This is a genomic window from Shewanella sp. SACH, assembly GCF_001887095.2.
In the GTDB taxonomy this organism is placed as follows: Bacteria; Pseudomonadota; Gammaproteobacteria; order Enterobacterales; family Shewanellaceae; genus Shewanella; species Shewanella baltica.
Window position 1 is genome coordinate 985,806 of sequence record NZ_MPDG02000001.1, and the last position, 23,116, is coordinate 1,008,921.

Consider the following 23,116-nt stretch of genomic DNA (forward strand, 5'->3'; position numbering starts at 1 on the left):
ACATGATATGACTGTATCCGAAAACTCGGTACTCGAGACGGAAGTCCTCGTGGGTGGTAGTGCTATGCCAAATGAACGGCCTGGCGCTATGGAACCCCAAAATTTAAGTAAGATGCCAGAGGGATTCCCTCGCCGTAGCACAGTGGCGAATGGAGTACGTTCGCGTGCTTCGCGCCGCTTCTTAGTGGTTGGCGGTGCTTTATTACTGTCTTTATTCGCTATTTATGAAATGGGCGCGGTATTTAGTATTGGCGGAATTACGCCACTGGAATATCTCGTGTTGGCGTTATTTGCGGTTAACTTTTGTTGGATCGCCTTAGCGTTTTGTAGTGGTATTGCGGGTTTTTTAATTTTGCTGCGCAAACCGCGGGCAAAAGATCTGCAAGTAACTGAGCTGCATACGCGCACCGCGATCTTAATGCCGACCTATAACGAATCCCCTGATAGGGTATTCTCGGCGGTCTCTGTGATGGCAGAAACCTTGTCGCAAACGGGTCATGGTCATGCTTTTGATTGGTTTATCTTAAGTGATACTACTGATCCTGATATCGCCTTGCTCGAAGAGCAGGCGTTTTTGGTGTTACGTCAAGAAACCCATAAACACTCGCGTGTGTATTACCGTCGTCGTCGTAAAAACGTCGCCCGTAAAGCGGGTAACGTGGCGGATTTCTGCCGCCGTTGGGGTTCGCGCTATGATCACTTGTTAGTGCTTGATGCCGACAGCTTGATGGAGTCTTCAACCATCACAGGTTTGGCCCAGCGTATGCAGGCCGACCCTGATGCGGGCTTGATCCAAACGATTCCGTCGCTGATCAACGGCACCACTTTAATGGCGCGTTTACAGCAATTTGCGGCGCGCATTTATGGCCCCGTAATAGGCACCGGTTTAGGCTGGTGGGTACAAAAAGAAGGTAACTTCTGGGGCCATAACGCCATTATCCGTACCGAAGCTTTTATGACTGCGGCAGGATTACCCAACCTTAAGGGTAAGCCGCCTTTTGGTGGTCATATCATGAGCCATGACTTTGTTGAAGCGGCCTTGATTCGCCGTGCAGGCTGGAGTGTGGTTATTGCCTATGACTTACCCGGTTCATACGAAGAATGTCCACCGTCAATTATCGACTTAGCAGTACGTGATCGCCGCTGGTGCCAAGGTAACTTGCAGCATTCACGTATTTTGCCAACTAAAGGTTTGCACTGGGTGAGCCGTTTGCATTTACTGACGGGTATCATGGCCTACTTATCATCACCTTTCTGGTTGATGTTGATTTTGACCGGTTTGATGTTAGCCCTGCAAGCACACTTTATTCGACCTGAATATTTCACCGATCAATTTTCACTGTTCCCCACTTGGCCCATCATGGACTCGGATAGGGCATTGAGATTGTTCTACATTACTATGGGCGTCTTGTTCGGCCCTAAAGTATTTGGTGTCTTGTTGCTGCTTAAAGACGGCGAGTTTGCTCGCAGTGTTGGCGGCCGGATTAAAGCGATATTCAGTGTGATCTTTGAGGTTATACTCTCAGCGTTGATCGCACCTATCATGATGTTCATCCATTGCGGTGCCGTGATGTCAATTCTGATGGGCCGCGACAGTGGTTGGTCGCCGCAACGTCGTGATGACGGCAGTATGCCTTGGATGACGTTAATTTATCGTCACCGTTGGCATATGCTGGCGGGTGTGATGTTAGGTTATGCTGCTATTTTGGATTCTCTAACCTTGTTGGCTTGGATGAGTCCTGCCTTGATTGGTCTGTGGATTGCCGTGCCTATTTCAGCATGGACGGGTTCTGTCAAAATCGGTGAAGTGTTTAAACGTGCGGGGATTCTTGCGACGCCTGAAGAGCGCAATCCTGCGCAGATTTGCCTGCAAGCACATGAAGCCCGTGCCGCTTACCAAAAACACATCGCTGAGCCTTGGACATTGGCACAGGTACTTAAAGATCCTGCGTTGATGGAGCTGCATTTGGCTATGGTGGATAAACAACCATTGCGTGCTGCGGGGACTCCGATTGAAGCGATGGAAGCCATAGTGCATGTGAAAGTGCATGAAGCTCGCTGCCAACAGAGTGCATTAGCAGTACTGAATCGCCAAGAAATGGCGATGGTGTTAGCGAATCCTTTGATGTTACGTAGCCTGCAGAAATTACCAGAGCAATTTGTTGAAGAAGATCTGGTGTCTTTTTGCTAACGAATATCTAACGCACAGCGAACCAACATTAGCGCAGCATTTGCTCGCAAATGAGTTTGGTTGTAATTATTAGAAAATGCCACTGACGACCTCAGTGGCATTTTTCTTTTCATAATCTGCAGTTTGCCCCTAGTAATTAACTGATCCCCATGAAATAGTCGTATGATACCAATCACATTAAATATCTAATCAGTTCAGAGCCTCACAGGCATCTCAATCCAAGGCGCATTGATGCAGAAATGGTTATTCCCTTTTAAGTCAATGCAACACCGGAGTGGGATGCCTGTGAGGCTCCCGAAGGGCGGCTGATGTTAACGGCGTAGCAACGCGCTTTATACTGCGTTTAAGGCTTTCGACAGAGCACCACTTTGCCTTTAAGCCTTCGCCTTGTCTAAAGCGCGTTGAACTTCCGCTGAATGAACAGATATTTAATACGATTGGTATTACAGTATTATTGACTGACATGATCGCTGGCTTTCAAGTGACCTTAAATAGCGAAGGGAGTATTTATGGTATTGCACAAGATCATCCAGTATTTCTCATCTTTTGTACGCGCATCGCAAATTAAGCCAATGCCCATGAGGCGCAGTTTGGGACTGTTAGTGCTGAGCGTTATTGTCTGTTTTCCTATCACGTCAGTGGCAATGGCTACCGATGATACTCAAGCCATTTCATCGAATCCCAGCATTGGGGCACAGCAAGACATGCTGCAGCTAAACAGTGTGCAACCAAGCACTGAGCGTAAAGCCGATGAGCCCGATGCAGCCTTGCCACTTACGGCATTAGTGCCGCAGGTGTTGCTGCTGGATCTTGCGGGCGTTAATCCTGTTTTTGGTCTGCATTATCGCGAATTAACACTATCACAAAATACCTTATCGGCGGCCGATGTGGCGCGGGTTCAAGCTGATGTGGCGGGCTACTGGCGTTATATCAAGACCTTTGCGCAGTGTAATAACGGCGCACCTGTAGACACAGTATCAACCGTTATTCCAACCGATGCCCAATATCAAAGGGTGCTAAAACAAGTCACCCATTTAGTGCAATTGGATGCCACTGAACCTTGGGAAACCTTAGTGCTGGATGAAAAGTTAACGGTCGGAATGAGTCATCCACTCCTTGATACCATAGCTAAACGTTTGTGGCGCTTGGGTGACTTAGCCATTGAGCCAATGACTAACTTTGTCTATAGCGAAGAATTGGTGGTTGGTGTTAAGCGTTTCCAACAAAGGCATGGGTTAAAACAGGACGGGGTGATTGGTAAGCAGACCTTGTATTGGCTGAATCAATCGCCAAAGGCGAGGGCAGTCTTATTGGCTAAAAATACTATTCGGCAACGAGTGTTTGAACGTAAGTTGGAGCCAAGCTACTTGCTGATTAACGTGCCCGCCTTTGAGATGTTCTTAGTCGATAATGGCACCACAGTGCTCAATTCCAAAGTGATTGTGGGCAAATCTTCTCGGCAAACCCCGCTGCTGGATAGCCAGATTTCCAGCGTGGTCCTCAATCCCAGTTGGCGAGTGCCGAGCAGCATTCTACGCCGAGATATCCTGCCGCAGATTCGGCGAAATGGTCATTATCTTAATGAACGCCAATTTGATGTGTACGACTATAACGGCCAACTAGTGCAACACATGCCAGAAGAATGGCAGGACTTAGCCAGCACTTCGTTTCCCTACCAGCTAGTGCAACGCCCAGGTGCGAAGAATGCATTAGGCAAATATAAGTTCCACTTTGATAACAGTTTCAGTGTCTATTTACATGGCACTTCTGAGCCAAGTCTCTTTAATAAGGACGATAGGGCACTATCATCAGGCTGTATTCGGATTGAAAAAGTCACAGAATTAGCCCAGTGGTTTAAAGAACATTTAGTTAAAGATAAGCGTTTATGGGACAAATTAGCCCCAGATGTAACGGAGCCACAGTGGTTTTCACTTTCTCAAAAGCTGCCGGTACATCTGGTGTATTGGACTGCATGGCTGGATGACAGTGGGCAAGAGCAATACCGTAGTGACATTTACCATTTAGAAGCTGAGTTGACTAATGCCGTGCCTGCCACGGTTTTAGATCTCAATTAAGATTTTGGCGCCATAAAGCTGAGTAAGATAACAAATTGAACTCGCAGGGTATTTTAAAATCTTGGGCAGAATGGGGTGGGCAAAACTTGATCTTAGGGCTTATTCAGTATAATTTGCTTGATTAGTGACCAAAAAGCATACAAAAGGTGATCATGTGACTTTGATATGTCCTGCCCGTAGGCAGTTATTGTTAGGCCTGAGTGGTGTGGCATTATGTTCTCTTATTCCCTCAAAAGCAGCAGCCAGTCGTTCAACTAAAGGGATCCGCGAGTTAAGTCTGTTTAATCGCCATACCGGTGAGCGCGATGACGGCAGTTACTGGGTTGATGGTCATTATCAAAGCAAGGTATTAAACGATTTTAATCATTTACTGCGGGACCATCGCCAGAATGTGGCGGCGCCCATGGATAAACGTTTATTCGATTTGCTCTATTCCCTTAAAACGACTTTGAATGTCGACGATGAAATCCATGTGATTTCTGGTTACCGTTCACCCAAAACCAATGCCATGCTTGCGAGTCACAGTGGCGGCGTCGCAAAAAAGAGTTATCACATGCGCGGCATGGCTATGGATATCGCGATCCCAAGCGTTAAGCTTAAAACCCTCAGAGAAGCGGCTTTATCCCTAAAACTGGGTGGAGTGGGCTATTATCCTAACTCTGGCTTTGTGCATGTCGATTGTGGGCCGGTACGACACTGGTAGCGTGAATAATTTGTTGCTGAACTCGCTGATAGAATCCTTGCTCTAGGGCTTGAGATTCTGTCAGGTAATGCCTCAGCAGCGGGATAAATTGCTGGTTGAGCTTGTTCATTTCTCTATGCTGTTGCCAATCACAGATCAATAAACTCAAATGTTGTGAGAATTGATACTGCCGTTGCCTTTGTAACTCAATGTCGACCGACTCAATGACCTGCATGAGTAAAATCAAGCTGCGGTTTTTCTGTTGGGTGCAGGCAAGCAATTCTAAAAATTTTAATTCGAGGGTATTTTGCTGGTAAGGAACGGTTTCGATAAGCGAGACAAGTTCACGGGCCAGTTGGCATGAAAGTCTGTTTTCTTGTTGTAACTGGTATAGCGCATGACGCATTTTTTGACACAGCAGTTATCGAAATTTGCCCGAGCTTATCAGGCTTCTCAATTTCCCAGTGTGATCTAGATCGCGTGTTTTTTGTTTGAGATCAAAGCCTTTTCTCAGCGGTAACAGCTAAGATACAAGTTCTTCAATTTGATAAATTGCTACCTGTTTTAATAACGCAGCGGCGGACAAATTGATGGGTTGCGGGATTCTTGTGCGCCTTGGGTATCTATGTTAGTATTCGCGCGCTTTATATGAGCCGTCATTGGTCGAAAATGCCGGCAACTTTTTACTCTAAATTTAAGTGAGAAACACATGTCTTACACTATCCAAGCACAAACCCGCACTGAAATAGGGAAAGGTTCGAGCCGCCGCCTACGCCATGCTGGTAAAGTACCTGCTGTTATTTATGGCCAAGGCAAAGAGCCAGTTTCTATTGTTTTTGATCACAAAGATATCATCAACATTCAAGCTAACGCTGATTTCTACACTTCAACTTTGACTATCGTTGTTGATGGCAAAGAAGTGGGTGTACGTGCACAAGCTATGCAACGCCACGTGTTCAAACCACTTATTGAACATGTTGACTTCGTTTACGCTTAATTGTCGTAGCTGAAGCAAAAAAGCGCCTAAGGGCGCTTTTTTTGTGGCTGATTTTCACGCGACAGATTTTCATCTGATGGATCGGCGTGACTCATTTTATTGCGGCGTAATACTTATCATAGACAGGCAGAGTGTATCGACACTCCACCTGAATTTGAGTCTGAGTCTGACTTTGCTACTTGATATTGAAGTTGTAATAGATATCAAGGGATTGGCCTAAAGTGCCCGATACGGTTTCAAGATAAAGCTGCGAGAGCAGGTAATATCTGACCGTCATCTCATAGCCAGGGTTAAACACGCCCACCCCGTATTTCACCATCAAGTTCTCGCCGATAAAGCCACTGATCGCCACACGGCCCTCATCGTTGGTGTCGAGTTGTACGTTAGAGAAACCAAACTCTTCAATCAATCCGGTCGCGGTATTACCTATGTTGTTAATTGCGCCGCCGCCCACCTGCGAGCTTAAACCTAAGGCCGCGCCCATCATCAATGAGTTATTTTGCTCATTGTTGGCACTGTTAAAACCACTGCCTTTGATAATGTAAGACAAGATCTCGGCCTGCTCTTTGGCGGGATTAGAGAACAGGGTCACCACAGGGCGAGCGGGAGTGCCAGTGACGCGTACACCCGCGACTAAGTCTTCACTCTTAATCTCGCGTATTGCCTCAATATTCAGGTTAGGCACTGACGTTGGCCCCACAAATTGCACTTCACCAGTACGGATCCTCAGGGTTTGACCCATAAACCGGTAACTACCCTGATTAACTCTAATATTACCGAAGAGCAAAGGCGGACGGAACGCTTGCTGTTGCAGTTTTAAGGTTCCTTGAAGCCTACCAGTGAGGCCCATACCATCAATCCTGAGTTCGTTGCCCACACTGATATTCAGATCGGCCACGATTGCATAGGGGCTGCTTTTAGGTTGCGTGGCGGCAATGGAGTCGTCAAATACCACGTCATCAGATGTGGCGATACCGCCTTCCGCTAATGGCACAATTTTAATGTTGCCAGAAGGAACGGCTATTTTGCCCTTCACCGTTAATTGTTTACTGTTGAAGGTTAAATTGATGTCGGGTGAAACATCAAGGATAGCCAGTGGCGGTTGGATCACGGCAAGTTTGTCACCTTCAAGGGCTAATTCACCGCTAAATTGACCTTGTGGCCATTGCAGCTGGCCAGTCACTCGACCCAAGCCATTGCCCATCATCCAGCGACCCTTTAGTTCGGCTTGTTGACCCGCGAACGACATTGACAGGTCAATTTTGTCGATTAGCGTCGGGTTTGCCGTCAGGGCTAAGGAGCCCTCCGTTAAGGCCATGCTTCCCGACACTTCTGGCGCCTCTAGACTGCCCGCAAAGTTAAGCTGACTGGTCAGCAAGCCTTGTACCGTATTTAGCTGCGGGAAAAATTCTCCCAGTGGTTGTAAGTTGATTTGCTTGATATTGGCAAAACCTGAGAGCGTGCGGTCTGGGGTGACATTGACGTTGATCTCACTCTGCCAACTGGCCACTCCTTCAGATTCAAAATTTAATACTGTTGCAAGCCGTTTAGCATCTAAGGTCGCCAGCAATGACAGATGTTGGTAATTAATGGTGACTTCACGATTCTTATCCCGCTTGAGCATGATACTGCCGGGGGCAAAATCAAAGTTCACATCGGCAGTGGGTTTACGACCCGCTGCCCAAGCAAAATTGGCTAACAATGAGGCGGGGCCATCCCAGCGCATATTCGTTGGCAATATCGGTACGAGTAATTGCCCTGGATTACCCGAATAGCTCACCTGCGCGCTGCCTTTTTTGCCGATTGTCGTCTCGCTGTTTAGGCAGATGCGGCTGTTCGGGTTCATGAGGCAAAACGGCGTGATGCTGCCCTGATTCTTGTTTTGATCCCAAGCGAGATTAATGGCGTTATCGAGCTGCCATAGGCCAACGGGGGTATTGAGATTTAGACGTTCGACATCGAGCCGTAGTCGCGATTTTTTCTCATCGTATTGGCTACTCACTGTGGTATCGAGGCCAAGATCGCCCGTGGCATTCAGGGTCAGCTTTTGAGCGTCAATCGTGCCTTTCGCCCCGAGTGTCACTGTATCTACATTCTGATCCGCAATCTGTAAGGCTTTCGATTTCAGCGAGATAGCAAATTCATGTTGATCTAGCGGCTTGTAATAGGCCTTTAAGTTGGATTCCCGCAGTTTAATGTTTTGATAAAACAGTTCAGCGAGTTGGGCAGTGAGTTCAACTTGAGGGTGCTTCTCATCCCCTGTGACATTAATTTGCGCCTGCAATTGGCCGCTGGCCTTAGGCAACCACAGACCGAAGTCGGGCACTTGCAGCTCACCCTGTAGATCCCAGTTGGCGTTGGCTTCGCCTTTGAGTGCCAGAGTCGAGCCCAGTACTTTGGCGTTCAGCCCCTTAGAACTGACATACAGGGAATCATTCACACTGATATTCCCTGTGATATCGAAGGGATAACCTTGCAGGGTGCCCGTGAGCTCAGTGTCGTTCAGGGAGACTTGCCAGCGAGGATCAGCAAATGAGCCTTGAGTGCGTAATTTTCCTGAAATCAAACTATCCGGTAGACCGGTTGCTGTTTGCGTCGTATCCGTTTGTGGCAGTTGTACTTCCTGCAGTTTGACGTCATTGAGCCAGAGATTGGCGTTCCAGCGAATGGCTTTTTGATAATCGAGTTCGCCCGTGAGCTTGACCTGACCAATCGCGCCCGTTGCATCAAGATTATTAATGGTTAACTTCGCATCTTGATGCTGAAGGCTAGTGTCTATAGCGAGCACTTTGTGGAACGGCGTCGTCAGTTGACCTTTAAGGCTCGCCTCTTGACGATTGAGATCGCCTTGACTTTCCAGTGCCACATCGCTGACCGAGTATTCAGGGCTTTTTAGCGGCCACTGCAGCCGTGTCTGTTCAAGTTTTACCTTGTAGGGCAGGTTAGGATCGCGAAGCGTTATCTGCCCATCTAGCGTGAAGTCGGCATCGCCCTTGGCCACAGCGTTGACTTGTAGTTGCCCTAAGCTTTGGCTCAGCTTTACATCTAGTGCTTGGTGAGTCAGTTCAGGGAATTCGGCTAATTGGTTAAGGGTGAGGTTGGCTTCTAAATCGAGTGGATAATCGTTATCGAGCGTTAAACTGCCTGTGATATCCGCGCTGCCATCTGTATGGCTGATGGCGAGATGATCTAAGGTCAATTGATATTCGCGGAAACGACCTTGCAGCTCGGCATGGCTAAAGACATCTTTACGATCGCCGATTTGCAGCGTGGTGTTATCAAGCGTGAGGGCATTAACCGTCACAGGAAAAGGCATAAACACTTGTGGCAAATGCGCTAGAGCCCATTCAGCACTACTGTCTTTTGCTGGCTTGTCTTTTGCCGGCGAGTTGGCCGATGGTTCAGGCGTTACATTGGCTGTTGTGCTGGCCGCTGTGTCGGGTGTAGTACTCGCGGCTATGTCGGCGTTAGAAGCCGTCGTTGTCGCTGCTTGGTTCGTTTGCGCGGCATCGGTTGATGTGGGGATCAGCACGAACAATCCTTCACTGGAAAGCTGCTTAACCGATAAGCCTTCGGCAAACCACTTTGCCTCTGCGTTAAGGCGATTGGCCGTAAATTGCATCTCATCCACTTGGATATTCACAGCGTTGAGTTCCGCGGAATCTAACTCAATATCAAAGGGTAATTGCAGCTCGCTGGGCTCTTCATCGAGCGGCACTATCGGGGTTTCGTTTGTGTCGGCAGACAGGGCTAAAGTATCAATAGTCACATCGACTTTGGCCGCAGATAAGCCATTCACACATAAACGTTTTTGTAGTAAACAGGCGGGTTGCCACAGTAAATGCAGATCCTCAAGTTGCACCTTGATGCCAGCCATAGACCAAGCCGCATGGGACAGGGCTAAGTCTTTATTAATGGAGCCTGAGGTGTAAGTGAGATCAAGATCGGGCACAAACTGATCGGCTAAGCCCACTGTGATGCGCGAGCCAAACTCAGTGCCGAGTAATAGGGCGATTAACACTAAAAGCCCTAATGGCACATAGATGATAATCCGAGTCCAGAGTTTGAACTGTCGCCACAGTTTTTGAATGAATGACACGGATTGGGTGACAGAACTCGCAATGGCTTCAGTGACTTCCGTGATGGGACTGTCTACGGTGTCTTGTTCGGTTGGCTTATTATGCTCTGGGGGCTGGCTCATAGATCTGTCCCCATGGTCAGGTGAATTCGCCATGATCTTTCAATGGTATCGGTTTCTTTCAATCCAACCCCTAAATCCAGTTTGATTGGGCCAATGGGGGAGATCCAATGGATACCGCCACCGACTGAGACAACAGGTTCAAATTGATTATTATCGAAGGCGTTACCCGCATCGATAAAGGTACCGACCCGCCAAGTGGGGGTCACATAATATTGATATTCTAAACTGCCGACCATTAAATAGCGGCCACCTATGACCTCGCGATTAGTCTTGCCATCATCGGCGACATAATCTAAATAGGGGCCCAATTCTTGATAACCATAACCCCGCACACTCTGATCGCCACCGGCAAAATAGCGCAGCGAAGGCGGGATAGAGGCTAGATCATTCTCGTTGGCTAAGTTGGCGGCTAAATCGATACGTGCGACGATTCTGTGGTTGTCGAAGAAGGTATCAATCCATTTAAATTTAGCTTGGAGGCGCGCCAAGCGGGTTTCTGATCCTAAATAAGGGTCGGCATAGTCTAGGCTGTAAATCTGCCTAAAACCGGACTTAGGATCGAGAGAATTATCCCCGCGCGTCGTCCGCGAAAAGTTAATCCCCGCCAAATAAAACGACGGCATATAATCGACGTCAGACTGGGTATATTCTTCGCGAATAGCCTCAAGCGAATAACTCATTAGCCATTGGTTTTCGAGTCTTTGTTGGCGTAATAGCCCAAGAAGATATTTAGTCGATTCAAGCTGACCTGTGTTACTAAAATCGCGATTCTCGGCGTCATACACTTGGGTCACACCGTATTTGTCACGTAGCAAACCGACGCGGATTTTTAATTGATCATCTAAGGGATGCGTCAAGGGGATAGTATAAGTGGTTAATAACTTTGGTCTATCTGGAGACCATTCGAGGCTGGTTTCCTGTGAGTGACCGTATTTATTGATTTGTGGCGTCCGCCAAGTCACGCGCACTCTTGGGTCGAAAGCTTGATCCGTCTTGCCAATATCACCACCAAAACCGAGCTCAATGGCGTGACTTGCCTTAGGTGTTAATTCCACCAGCACAGGAATATGGCTCTCTTCGACACCGTCGATTTGCGGGATCACTTTAATATTGGCGAAATAGCCCGTATCTAATAACTGGCGATTCAGCGCGCCCACACGGCGAGTCGAGTAGGAAGCGCCTTCTTTAAAGGGAATAAGTTTTTCTAAAATTTCAGGTTCTAAAGTATGGCCTTCGAAGCTGACTTGGCCAAATTTATAACGTTTGCCAGAGTCAAAATGCAAACTTATCTGTGCGGTATTGATGTCGCGGTTAACTTTAATCTGTGATTCCGTAAATTCGCCATCGAAGTAACCTCGGGCCAGAGCTAAGGTGACCAGTTGCGATTTTACGTCGCTATACACACCGTGGTTTAGCACATCGCCAGGCTTAAGGTTGACCTTTGCCAACCATTGATCGAAGGCGCGATCATCGAGCATTTCACCACTGAAGTTAATATCGACCCACTGAACTATGGTTGGCTCGCCGGCAGTGATCACCAGTTTTAGTTCCCACGGTCCCTTGTCATGTTCCGTCAGTTTTTCTTCCACTTCGCCATGATAGTAACCCATGGATTCTAAGGCTGTGCTGACATTGTCATCGACATTAAACAGAAAGGCACGGCGCTGCACCTCGGATTCGGGTAAGGTGCCTAAGTGCGCAACTATGTTACGTTGCAGAGCTTCATTCACGCCTGTGACAGATAATTTAATAAATTCATCTGCCGCCGCAGCGACGGATGTGACTGAAATCAGACTCAGAAATAAGCAAAAACGAAAGTAATGTGAGGTGATTTGCAAAAATGGCTGCACTTTATAGTCCCTGTGATGTGGCATCATTGTCGCCAGAATAAAACCAACAGGCAAGGAGATGATTGAAATTACACGATGAAATGGTTACAAAGGACTCTACTTTTTAAGGGGATGTAAAGAATGAAAACAAAATTAGCCACCTTTAGTTTAATTATCTCGGGTTTACTTTTTATGTCACACAACACCTTTGCCAATGACAAACCGTTCGCGATTGCGATCCACGGCGGCGCTGGCACGATTTCTAAGGCTAATCTCACCCCTGAACAACGCCAAGCCTACAAAGATAAGTTAAAGGAAGCGGTTGATAAAGGCTCAAAAGTGTTAGAAGAGGGCGGTGACAGCTTAGTCGCGGTGCAAACAGCCATTAATATTCTCGAAAATAGCCCACTGTTCAATGCTGGCATAGGCGCGGTGTACACCTATGACGGTGGGCATGAGTTAGATGCGTCCATTATGGATGGCAAAACCATGAATGCCGGCGCAGTTGCTGGAGTGCGCCATATCGCCAATCCCATTGATCTCGCTTTAGCTGTGATGAATAAGTCTGAGCATGTGATGCTCTCGGGCGCAGGTGCAGAAGAATTTGCCCTGACTCAAGGCTTTAGCTTAGTGCCAAACAGTCATTTTGATACTGACGAGCGTTATCAACAATTACTCGATGCTAGGCAAAAACTGCAAGCTGCGGCTAAATCAGAGCAAGTCGCGAGTGTTGAGATGAAAGATCTCGATTACAAATTTGGTACCGTAGGCGCCATCGCCTTAGACAAAAATGGCAACTTAGCTGCTGGTACCTCAACCGGCGGCATGACGGCAAAACGCTTCGGCCGCATTGGAGACTCCCCTGTGATTGGTGCCGGTACTTATGCTGAAAACGGGGTGTGCGCTGTATCGGCAACCGGACATGGTGAATTCTTTATTCGTTACCAAGTGGCGGGGGATATTTGTGCCAAAGTGAAATACCAGCAAAAATCCATTATTCAAGCCGCCGATGAAGTGATCAATCAACGCCTTATCACCGCAGGTGGTTCGGGCGGTGTGATTGCCGTCGATCAGCGCGGTAATATCGCCACGCCATTTAACACTGAAGGCATGTACCGCGCTACCCGTAGCAATGGTGAACCCGCCCAAGTGCTGATTTGGCAAGACCAATAACTTGAATTGTAAAAGAAGTTGGTTCGAGACGGACATTGCTTACAAGATTGCTTACAAGATTGTCTAGAAACATCACTTATAAACCTTAAAAAGCGAGTGCTGCGAAAGTGGCACTCGCTTTTTGCTAGCGGATTTTTGCTTTAAGAGTGAATAAGAAGCTGATAAGTTTGGGCTATTACGAATAGTTAATGGTATGTGGGGTGTCGCCCGTTGTTTGATTTCATTAGGGGTACAATAGTCATACGCAAAGCCGCGCTTAACTCACCGTCAAAGCTGTCATTTGTGTCCAGCGAACTCATCGCCTTTGCATGAGATTGCACTCAGCGTAAAGGATATTTACATGATTTCTACCGTGTTAACCGACCGCGTCAGGGTTTTCCTCAATCGGTTTCGCCATCGACTTTGGGTTAAACCACTGCTTGTTTGCCTATTATCGATTGCAGTCGCCTTTGTCGCAAAATTGGCTGATGGCACTGAGCTTGTCGAGATTGCACCTAAGGTGTCATCGGCCTCCATCGAGGCGCTGTTATCCGTTATGGCTTCCAGCATGCTGGTTATCGCCACTTTTTCCGTGGGTTCTATGGTCTCGGCCTATGCTTCGGCCGCTAACACGGCAACACCACGTTCATTTATTTTAGTTGTCGCCGATGATGCCTCTCAAAATGCGCTATCGACCTTTGTTGGGGCATTTATCTTCAGTATTGTGGCACTCACTGCGGTTAAAAATGATTACTTTCAAACGGCAGGTCTGTTTATCCTCTTCCTGCTGACCACGTTTATTTTTGGCATGGTGATCTTTACCTTTGTACGTTGGGTTGATCGCATTGCCCGTCTTGGCCGCATGGCAACCACAATTGAGAAAGTTGAAAAGGCGGCGGCCGATGCCCTGACACGGCGACGCAATACCCCACATCTTGGCGGCGTTTCTGTGCGTCCCCAAGCGCGTGGACGAGCCGTGTACGCGGCTAACGTCGGTTATGTTCAGTACATTAATATTGCCGCGATGCAGCGCTGGGCAGAGAAAAACGAGTTACGAGTTGTGATTGCAGCCTTGCCGGGCACGTTCGCTGCGCCCAATCGACCATTGGCATACATTAGCGCCGATGGTGCGGAGCAGACTGAGATTGATTGCACCTGTGTTGCCGAGTCATTCCAGATTGGTGATACCCGTCTTTTTGACGACGATCCGCGATTTGGTTTGGTGGTACTGTCGGAAATCGCTGGCCGCGCCTTATCACCCGCGGTCAATGACCCTGGTACGGCCATTTGCATCATAGGCACACTGGTACGGCTGTTTACCCTATGGGGTGAACCTGCAGCAGTTGATGATAAACCCGCGCCAGAGTGCGATCGCATTGAAGTCCCTCACGTTTGTGTGCAGGACATGTTTGATGATGCGTTTACCGCCATAGCCAGAGACGGCGCGGGAGTGGTGGAAGTCGCTGTACGGCTACAAAAAGCGCTTGAATCGTTAGCATCCAGTGGTGACGGGGAAATACGCGCGGCGGCCGAGTACCACGGTCGGTTGGCGCTGAAGCGTTCACAAAAGGTGCTTGATATCGAAGAGGACTTACAAGCCGTACAAGACGCCGCCAAGTTTGCCGAGTCAGCAGCTTCGTCTAACACTTAACGAGACATTTATTATCTCATCGTGCTGTGTATCCGTTTGTTGTTTCTTTCTATTCTGTCAGCACTTTTTGACATTCGGTTTACACACTAGATAAGCGCAATCGATATAAATCGCACATCCTTGCCGATATTTTGACTAGACTTCAAACGTAGGGTTAATTCGAGGGGAAGACTATGGACTTAATTAAGATTCGTGACCATATGGATCGTCAGCCCGTGTTACTGCGCGCGAATATGTCGCTGGCGACCGCGGTCGAAAAGCTGTTAGATAATAATAAAATGGGCGCCGCAGTGGTTGATGATGCGGGCGATTTGGTGGGCTTTTTATCCCAGCAGGATTGTCTGGCTGTGATGATCAAGAGTAGCTATCACTGCGATATGACATCAGTGGTGAAGGACTGTATGCGCACTGAAGTGCTGTTTGTCGGGCCTGATGACAGTATTTTGCAACTCGCCGAACAAATGCTCGGGCCTAAACCTAAGGTGTATCCTGTGGTTGAACACGGTAAAGTGATAGGCACGATAAATCGCACTAATGTGCTCAAAGCGATGAATATCTATATGCAACAATGCTATCTGTCACCGGTTTAATCTGAGCCGATGTGGACATAATCTGACATCCTTTATCCTGAGTGCAGAGTAATTAGCAATACCATTGCGCCACTTTCCTTGCTAGGATCGCCGTTTTTGATGCTAGCAATGGAATTTGGATTTGAACTCAGACAAACATCCTCTATCGAACGCCTTTCTTAATCTTTGTTATCAGGCTGATGCGTCTAGGATCCGTCGTCGTTTATTTAAACTCAATAAAGAAGCCGACTCAGATAAAAAGACCCAAGTCTTAGCCCAACTGAGTGAGCAAGCGCAGGCGGCGTTTGAGAAGGTTGAGCAGCGACGTAACGCTCGCCCTAAAATCCAATATCCTGAAAACCTTCCCGTTTCTTTGATGCGTGATGACATTGCACGCGCGATTGCAGGCAATCAAGTGGTGATCATTGCCGGTGAAACGGGCTCAGGTAAAACCACGCAGCTCCCCAAAATTTGTTTAGAACTCGGCTTAGGTTGCCGTGGCATGATTGGCCACACCCAGCCAAGACGATTGGCTGCCCGCAGCGTAGCGAGCCGAGTCGCTGAAGAATTACAAAGCCCGCTCGGTGAAGTGGTCGGCTTTAAAGTGCGGTTTGCCGATGCGCTTAAGAGTGACTCGTATATTAAGTTGATGACCGACGGTATTTTACTGGCGGAATTGACCTCAGATCGCAATCTCGACCAATACGATACCATCATCATAGATGAGGCCCACGAGCGCAGCCTGAACATCGATTTTATTCTGGGCTACCTTAAACAGATCCTTAAAAGACGCCCCGATCTCAAAGTTATTATTACGTCGGCGACCATAGACGTTGAGCGTTTTTCTAAGCATTTCAACAATGCGCCGATTATCGAAGTGTCGGGTCGTACCTTTCCGGTCGAAACCCGTTATCGTCCATTGGTGCAAGATAGCGATGCCGATTTAGATCAAATCGAAGGCATTTTTGCCGCCGTCGATGAGCTGGTGGCCGAAGGGCTGGGCGATATTCTGATCTTTATGAACGGCGAGCGGGAAATTCGCGATACAGCCGAGCAATTGAGCCGACGTAATTACCGCGATACCGAAATTTTGCCGCTGTACGCACGTTTATCCTATGGCGAGCAGTCCAAAGTCTTCAGTAGTCATAGAGGTCGGCGGATTGTACTAGCGACGAACGTGGCGGAAACTTCGCTGACTGTGCCGGGCATTCGCTACGTTATCGACCCAGGTACAGCGCGTATCAGCCGTTATAGTTATCGCACTAAGGTGCAACGTTTACCGATAGAACCTATCTCGCAGGCGAGCGCCAATCAGCGCCAAGGCCGTTGTGGTCGTGTGGGACCGGGTATTTGTATTCGTTTGTACGATGAGGCGGATTTTAATAATCGTCCGGCGTTTACCGATCCTGAAATTTTGCGCACTAACTTGGCCTCGGTTATTTTGCAGATGCTCGCCATCGGTTTGGGTGATATCGCTGGCTTCCCGTTTATCGAGCCACCCGATCCACGCCATATCCGCGATGGTTTCTTGCTGCTCGAAGAATTACAAGCGGTTGAGAGCAAACACGGCAAGCTAGTATTGACGCCACTTGGGCGCAACTTGGCGCAAATTCCTGTGGATCCGCGTTTGGCGCGTATGGTGGTCGAGAGTCAGCAGTTAGGTTGTTTGAACGAAGTGCTAGTGATTGCTGCGGGCTTATCGATTCAAGATCCCCGCGAACGCCCGATGGAGAAGAAGCAAGCCAGTGATGAAGCCCATCGTCGTTTTGCCGATCCCAGTTCCGATTTCGTTAGTTGGATAAATCTGTGGCAGCACTTAAAAGATCAGCAAAAAGAGTTATCTGCTAGTCAGTTCCGTAAAAAATGCCGCGATGAGTATTTGGCCTATTTGCGCGTTCGCGAGTGGCAGGATTTATACGCCCAGCTTAAACAAGCCGTACACGATTTAAAGTGGCGCTTAAACGATACGCCGCCAAGTTACGATACCTTGCATCGTGCGCTGTTGTCGGGTTTGTTGAGCCATGTTGGTTTTAAAGATAACAATAACGAGTATTTAGGTGCGCGTAATCGTAAGTTTTTTGTGTTTCCCGGTTCGCCATTGGCCAAAAAAGGCCCTAAGTGGATCATGGCCGCTGAGCTTACCGAAACCTCACGCTTATTTGCTCGCTGCTGCGCCAAAATTGAACCCGAATGGCTAGAGCCCTTAGCGGCGCATTTGATTAAGAAAAGCTATGTAGAGCCCCATTTTGAGGCAAAACCTGGCAGCGTTATCGCCCTTGAGAATCAAGTGCTCTATGGCTTGACGGTTGTACACCGTCGCAAAGTGCAATACGGCCCCATCGATCCCGTTGAAGCGCGTGAGATTTTTATCCGCAGCGCCTTGGCAGAAGGGCAGTTGCAAACCCAAGAAGCGTTTTTTGTCGCTAACCAAAAGCTGCTTGAAGACATTGAATCACTTGAGCATAAATCCCGTCGCCGCGATATTTTGGTGGACGAGCAAGTGTTGGTGGATTTTTACGAGCCGCGGATCCCCGAGGGGATTTACAACGCCCAGCTGTTTTTTGGCTGGTGGAAGAAAGCCAAGCGCGAGCAACCGGATTTACTCGATTTCAGCAAAGCGCTGTTAATGCAGCGCAATGCCGACCATATCTCGACCTTGGATTTCCCCGATACATGGCACAAGGGCAATTTGCGCCTGCAGCTGAGTTATCACTTTGAACCCGCTGCGGCGGATGACGGCGTGTCGGTGCACATTCCGGTGGCGCTGCTCAATCAAATCGACGATAGCGATTTTGATTGGTTAGTGGCGGGGCTGAGGGAAGAAAAGTGCATCGCGCTGATCAAATCTTTGCCTAAGAGTTTACGACGTAACTTTGTGCCAGCGCCTGACTATGCCCGCGCTTGCGTGCAGGCCATGGTGCCTTTTAGTGCCAGTTTGCTTGAAGCCATGTGCAAGCAATTGCTGCGCATGAGTGGCACGCGTATAACGCCGGAAGATTTTGATTTAACGCAGATCCCTGCGCATTTGCAGATGAACTTTAAAATCGAAGACGATAAAAACAACTTAGTCGCCGAAGGTCGGGTGCTCGATACCTTAAAAGCCGAGTTGCAGGGCGTGGTGGCGAAGGCCATTCGTCAGGTGGCGGATAAAGGCATAGAGCAAGAAGCGTTAACCGAGTGGTCTTTTGGTGATTTGCCGCAGCAATATCAGCAGCAAAAAGGCAATTACCAAGTACGGGCGTTTCCGGCACTGATCGATAAGAAAGACAGTGTTGCGATCAAATTATTTGATGATGAGTTTGAAGCCTTAGATGCTCATCGCCAAGGTCTGCGACGCTTGTTGCTGTTAAACATTCCATCACCGGTAAAACATTTGCAGCAAGCTTTGCCGAATAAGGCGAAATTGGCGATGTATTTCAATCCCTTTGGTCAAGTGCAAATCTTGATTGATGACATTATTGCCGCCGCTGTGCAGCAATTGTTGGATGAAAAAGCCCTCGATGTGCGTAATCAAGCGCAATTTGAGCAGGCAAAGGATTGGGTTCGCCAAGAGCTCAACCCGACAGCTGAGCAAATTGCCCTGAAAGTTGAGCAGATTTTGACCTTATACCAGAGCATTAAAAAGCGTCTTAAGGGCAAAATCAGCTTAGATATCGCTTTTGCTATGAGTGATATTCAAAGCCAATTAGACAAATTAGTGTTTAAAGGGTTTGTTGAATCCTGCGGTTGGAATCGTTTAGCCGATGTGGCGCGTTACTTAAAAGCGATTGAAATCCGTGTCGAGAAGTTGCCCGTCGATCCAACTCGCGACCGTTTGCATATGCAGAGCATTAACAAGGTGCAGGAAGTATTGAACGCACAACTGGCGAAAGTGCCACGATCGCAGCCGACACCGCCCGCGTTAATCGAGGCTCGCTGGATGATTGAAGAGTACCGCGTCTCCTGTTTTGCGCAGGTGTTAGGCACGGCTTATCCGATATCGGAAAAACGCATTTTGAATCATATCCAACAGATCTAATGGTTTGATTTAAGTGTTCAGTTGAATACCTTGCTTGGTTTAAAGGGCTGAGTCACACTAATGCGAGCCATCATCGAGCTGACAAGCGCGTAAAAAACCTTCGGATAAAACCGAGTAAAGCTAACCCTTTGCTCGGTTTTTTATTTCCCTAAATTCCTGCTATTTGAACGATATATACGTCAGTGATGCGCCGCGAATTGCGCCATGCACTAAGTAGCATGCACTATACTTTAGCTTTAGCCTCATCTCCACCGATGCCCACGTTATCTCGTTATCTTCTGCGGTAAAACACCCACCTCCGACCATACTCAGTTATTCATCGATAAAACTTGCTGTGCGGCGCTTAGTCAGTCTTAGTGGCTATCTTGGCTTGATGCCAGTCATGCTTTTATAGTGAGTTTCTAGCTTTTGAGATCAAGTAGTTAACTCTCATACTTTCAAACCTTCCTACCATCTACTCCTTTATGAATACCCAGTGTTTTTTGGCAACTTTTTCGGGATGTTCTCGCGGTAATTCTTCTATTTTAGCCACTTTCTAATCTTTAAACCTATTCAACTTACTAAGTTGTAATCTTCAAAAGCGTTTGAAAACTGAGATCTGACTAATACTCGCAGTAAATTGATGATCTGGATCAAGCATCATCCGCTTTACCAATTTGGAGGTATACATTTTGTTAACAACTAAAAGGTATGATCGCTTCGTGATCCAAAGATGCAATAGATATACATAAAACCTGCCGCGGACGCTTGTCCCAACGCGCAACGTGGCAGGAACAGACCTCTTGGAGGATGCATGAGTGCTAGCACCGCAGAAGAAAAATCCCTAGAACTGAAAATCTTTATCTTTTTAACCGTGTTTCTCGCGCCGTTATTGTCTGTGCTGCTGGTCAGTGGCTTGGGCTTTGCGATCTGGTTTAGTCAGATTTTGACAGGACCACCGGGAGTGGGTTAATCGCTTTATTATCAGAATATTAAATAAAGAGTGGAATGTCGGATGAACAAAGAACTCCATATCACCAGTTTAGTGGTGCAGGTCTTACCGCAGAAAATGGCAGACGTTAGACAAGAGATCATGACCATTGAAAATGCCGAACTTTCCGTCAACAACGAAGTGAAGTTGGTCGTGGTCATCGAGGGCGAGACTCAGCGCGCCTTGATGGACAGTATAGAAGCGATCAATGCCATTCCGGGCGTGTTATCCGCCACTATGGTTTACCACCAGAGTGAAGTGCTCGAAGAGGGTGAAGAATGAATATGAACAGACGTGACTTTATTAAGGCTAATGCGGTGATTGCTGCCGCAGGGGCCGCAGGATTAACTTTGCCCGCAGGCGCAAGCAACCTTATTACCAGCTCAGAACAAACCAAATTAGAGTGGAACAAGGCGCCGTGCCGCTTCTGTGGTACTGGCTGCTCTGTGATTGTCGCTACCCGCGACGGCAAAGTGGTCGCCACCCATGGCGATGCCAATAGTGAAGTGAACCGTGGCCTTAACTGTATCAAAGGCTATTTTCTGTCGAAGATCATGTACGGTAGCGATCGCTTAACCACGCCCATGCTGCGAATGACGGATGGCAAGTACGACAAGCACGGTGAGTTTTCGTCAATTAGTTGGGACAGCGCCTTCGACATCATGGCGCAAAAGTGGAAAGAAACCATTAAAGCCAAAGGGCCAACGGCCGTGGGCATGTTTGGTTCGGGCCAATGGACTGTGTGGGAAGGTTACGCCGCCGTTAAGTTGATGAAGGCGGGCTTTGGTTCAAACAATATCGATCCCAATGCGCGCCATTGTATGGCTTCTGCCGTGGTCGGATTTATGCGCACCTTCGGTATCGACGAGCCAATGGGCTGCTATGACGATATGGAAGCCGCCGATGCATTCGTGCTTTGGGGCTCGAACATGGCCGAGATGCACCCGATCCTGTGGAGTCGAGTGACAGACAGACGCTTGAGTGAACCCCATGTTAAAGTGGCCGTGTTATCGACTTTCCAGAATCGCTCCTTCGATCTGGCGGATATTCCGATAGTGTTCACGCCGCAAACGGATTTGGCCATGTTGAACTTTATTGCCAACTACATTATTCAAAACGATAAAGTGAACTGGGATTTCGTTAAAAAACACGTGAATTTCCGCCAAGGCACGACTGATATCGGTTACGGTTTACGTCCGACTCATCCCCTTGAGCAAAAAGCTAAAAATGTGAAAACCGCAGGGGATTCAACGGCAATTGATTTTGAAGCCTTCAAAGCCTTTGTCGCCGAATACACAGTCGAGAAAGTCAGTAAACTGTCTGGGGTGCCAGAAGATAAACTGATCGAATTGGCTAAGCTATATGCCGATCCGAATGTCAAAGTGACCTCGTTCTGGACCATGGGATTTAACCAACATACCCGTGGTGTCTGGTGTAATAACCTGATTTACAACATCCATTTGTTAACAGGTAAGATTTCAACCCCAGGTAACAGCCCATTTTCGCTGACCGGTCAGCCATCGGCCTGTGGCACGGCACGTGAAGTCGGGACTTTCTCCCATCGTCTACCCGCCGACATGGTGGTGACCAATCCCGAGCACAGAAAACGTGCCGAAGAAACGTGGAAAATTCCAAGCGGCATCATTCCGCCTAAACCCGGTTATCACGCCGTTGAGCAAAACCGCCGCCTTAAAGACGGTGACTTGAACTGTTATTGGGTGCAAGTGAATAACAATATGCAGGCGGGTCCGAACATCAACCAAGAAGGGTTGCCGGGCTATCGTAATCCCGAAAACTTTATCGTGGTGTCCGATGCTTATCCCACCGTCACCACCCAAGCTGCCGATTTGATCTTGCCCACTGCAATGTGGGTCGAGAAAGAGGGCGCTTACGGTAATGCCGAGCGCCGTACTCAGTTCTGGCATCAAATGGTGCAAGCGCCGGGCGAATCGCATTCGGATCTGTGGCAGTTGATGGAATTTGCGAAACGTTTCACCACAGATGAAGTGTGGCCCAAGGATGTATTAGCGGCGAACCCTGAGTTCAAAGGTAAAACGCTTTTCGAAGTCCTGTATCAAAATGGCCATGTCGATAAGTTTCCGTTGGCCGATGCCGATCCTAAGTATCTGAACGATGAAGCGAAACATTTTGGCTTCTATGTGCAAAAAGGTCTGTTTGAAGAGTACGCCTCCTTTGGCCGTGGTCATGGCCATGATTTAGCGCCGTTTGATGCCTATCACGAGGCCCATGGTCTGCGTTGGCCTGTGGTCGATGGTAAGGAAACCAAGTGGCGTTTCCGCGAGGGGAGCGATCCCTACGTGACAGCGGGCACAGGCTTTGAGTTTTATGGTCATCCCGATGGCCGTGCGGTGATCTTTGCGCTGCCCTATGAGCCCGCCGCCGAGTCGCCAGACGAAGAATACGATATTTGGTTATCAACGGGCCGAGTGCTGGAACATTGGCACTCAGGTTCTATGACCCAACGTGTGCCTGAGCTTTATCGCGCTTTCCCTGATGCTGTGTGTTTTATGCATCCAGAAGATGCCAAGAAGCGCGGTCTGCGCCGTGGCGATGAAATTCGTGTGGTGTCACGTCGTGGTGAAATTAAGACCCGAGTTGAAACCCGTGGCCGCAACAAACCGCCAGTGGGCTTAGTGTTTGTGCCTTGGTTCGATGCTAGCCAGCTCATTAATAAAGTCACCTTAGATGCGACAGATCCTTTGTCAAAACAAACTGACTTTAAAAAATGTGCTGTGAAGATCGCCAAGGTTTAAGGAGAAC

General features: G+C 48.1%; 14 protein-coding genes. 11 read left to right on the plus strand and 3 right to left on the minus strand.

From position 1 onward, the window contains the following. The first annotated feature begins 7 nt into the window (after positions 1–7). The 3 genes from mdoH to BM607_RS04380 all read left to right on the plus strand — a co-directional run bounded on the left by mdoH (position 8) and on the right by BM607_RS04380 (position 4,969). A complete protein-coding gene (gene mdoH, locus BM607_RS04370) occupies positions 8–2,191 on the plus strand; it encodes a glucans biosynthesis glucosyltransferase MdoH (protein ID WP_006086416.1) in 2,184 nt (727 codons plus the stop codon). A 509-nt stretch (positions 2,192–2,700) separates the two neighbouring features. Beyond that, the gene (locus tag BM607_RS04375; RefSeq protein WP_071939717.1) at positions 2,701–4,266 is read left to right on the plus strand and encodes a L,D-transpeptidase family protein; all 1,566 of its coding nucleotides are present in this window, start codon (positions 2,701–2,703) and stop codon (positions 4,264–4,266) included. Between the two features lie 154 nt (positions 4,267–4,420). Then, positions 4,421–4,969: a DUF882 domain-containing protein gene (locus BM607_RS04380; RefSeq protein ID WP_006081395.1), complete on the plus strand. Its 549-nt coding sequence runs from the start codon at positions 4,421–4,423 to the stop codon at positions 4,967–4,969. Here the strand turns inward: BM607_RS04380 and BM607_RS04385 are convergent. After that, positions 4,920–5,354, minus strand: coding sequence for a hypothetical protein (locus tag BM607_RS04385; protein WP_006081396.1), 435 nt, complete (start codon positions 5,352–5,354; stop codon positions 4,920–4,922). The genes BM607_RS04380 and BM607_RS04385 overlap by 50 nt on opposite strands. 303 nt (positions 5,355–5,657) lie before the next feature. On the opposite strand from BM607_RS04385, the gene rplY reads away from it, so the two are divergent. Beyond that, a complete protein-coding gene (rplY, locus tag BM607_RS04395; RefSeq protein ID WP_006081398.1) occupies positions 5,658–5,945 on the plus strand; it encodes a 50S ribosomal protein L25 in 288 nt (95 codons plus the stop codon). Positions 5,946–6,120: 175 nt separating this feature from the next. On the opposite strand, the gene BM607_RS04400 is transcribed toward rplY, so the two are convergent. Both BM607_RS04400 and BM607_RS04405 read right to left on the minus strand, forming a co-directional pair. After that, positions 6,121–10,146, minus strand: a complete 4,026-nt coding sequence (locus BM607_RS04400) for a translocation/assembly module TamB domain-containing protein (RefSeq protein ID WP_071939718.1) — start codon at positions 10,144–10,146, stop codon at positions 6,121–6,123. Continuing rightward, positions 10,143–11,996, minus strand: coding sequence for an autotransporter assembly complex family protein (locus tag BM607_RS04405; protein ID WP_006081400.1), 1,854 nt, complete (start codon positions 11,994–11,996; stop codon positions 10,143–10,145). Before BM607_RS04405 ends, BM607_RS04400 begins: the two co-directional genes overlap by 4 nt. Positions 11,997–12,116: 120 nt before the next feature. On the opposite strand from BM607_RS04405, the gene BM607_RS04410 reads away from it, so the two are divergent. The 7 genes from BM607_RS04410 (at position 12,117) to napA (ending at position 23,109) form a co-directional block, all read left to right on the plus strand. After that, a complete protein-coding gene (locus tag BM607_RS04410) occupies positions 12,117–13,148 on the plus strand; it encodes an isoaspartyl peptidase/L-asparaginase (RefSeq protein WP_071939719.1) in 1,032 nt (343 codons plus the stop codon). A 340-nt stretch (positions 13,149–13,488) separates the two neighbouring features. Continuing rightward, on the plus strand, positions 13,489–14,778 hold the full coding sequence (locus BM607_RS04415; RefSeq protein ID WP_071939720.1) for a DUF2254 domain-containing protein: 1,290 nt from the start codon (positions 13,489–13,491) through the stop codon (positions 14,776–14,778). A 173-nt stretch (positions 14,779–14,951) separates the two neighbouring features. Next, positions 14,952–15,368 (plus strand): CBS domain-containing protein, encoded by a 417-nt coding sequence (locus BM607_RS04420; RefSeq protein WP_006081403.1) that lies wholly within the window; start codon positions 14,952–14,954, stop codon positions 15,366–15,368. 115 nt (positions 15,369–15,483) lie between these two features. After that, complete coding sequence (hrpA, locus tag BM607_RS04425) at positions 15,484–19,365, plus strand: ATP-dependent RNA helicase HrpA (protein ID WP_071939721.1); 3,882 nt, start codon at positions 15,484–15,486, stop codon at positions 19,363–19,365. Positions 19,366–20,158: 793 nt separating this feature from the next. Next, positions 20,159–20,317 carry a nitrate reductase gene (locus BM607_RS04430; protein WP_006081405.1) on the plus strand — a complete coding sequence of 53 codons (159 nt, stop codon included), beginning with the start codon at positions 20,159–20,161 and terminating at the stop codon, positions 20,315–20,317. Between the two features lie 42 nt (positions 20,318–20,359). Continuing rightward, positions 20,360–20,617: a chaperone NapD gene (locus tag BM607_RS04435; protein WP_071939722.1), complete on the plus strand. Its 258-nt coding sequence runs from the start codon at positions 20,360–20,362 to the stop codon at positions 20,615–20,617. Between the two features lie 2 nt (positions 20,618–20,619). Beyond that, positions 20,620–23,109, plus strand: coding sequence for a nitrate reductase catalytic subunit NapA (napA, locus tag BM607_RS04440; RefSeq protein WP_071939886.1), 2,490 nt, complete (start codon positions 20,620–20,622; stop codon positions 23,107–23,109). Positions 23,110–23,116: the final 7 nt, after the last annotated feature.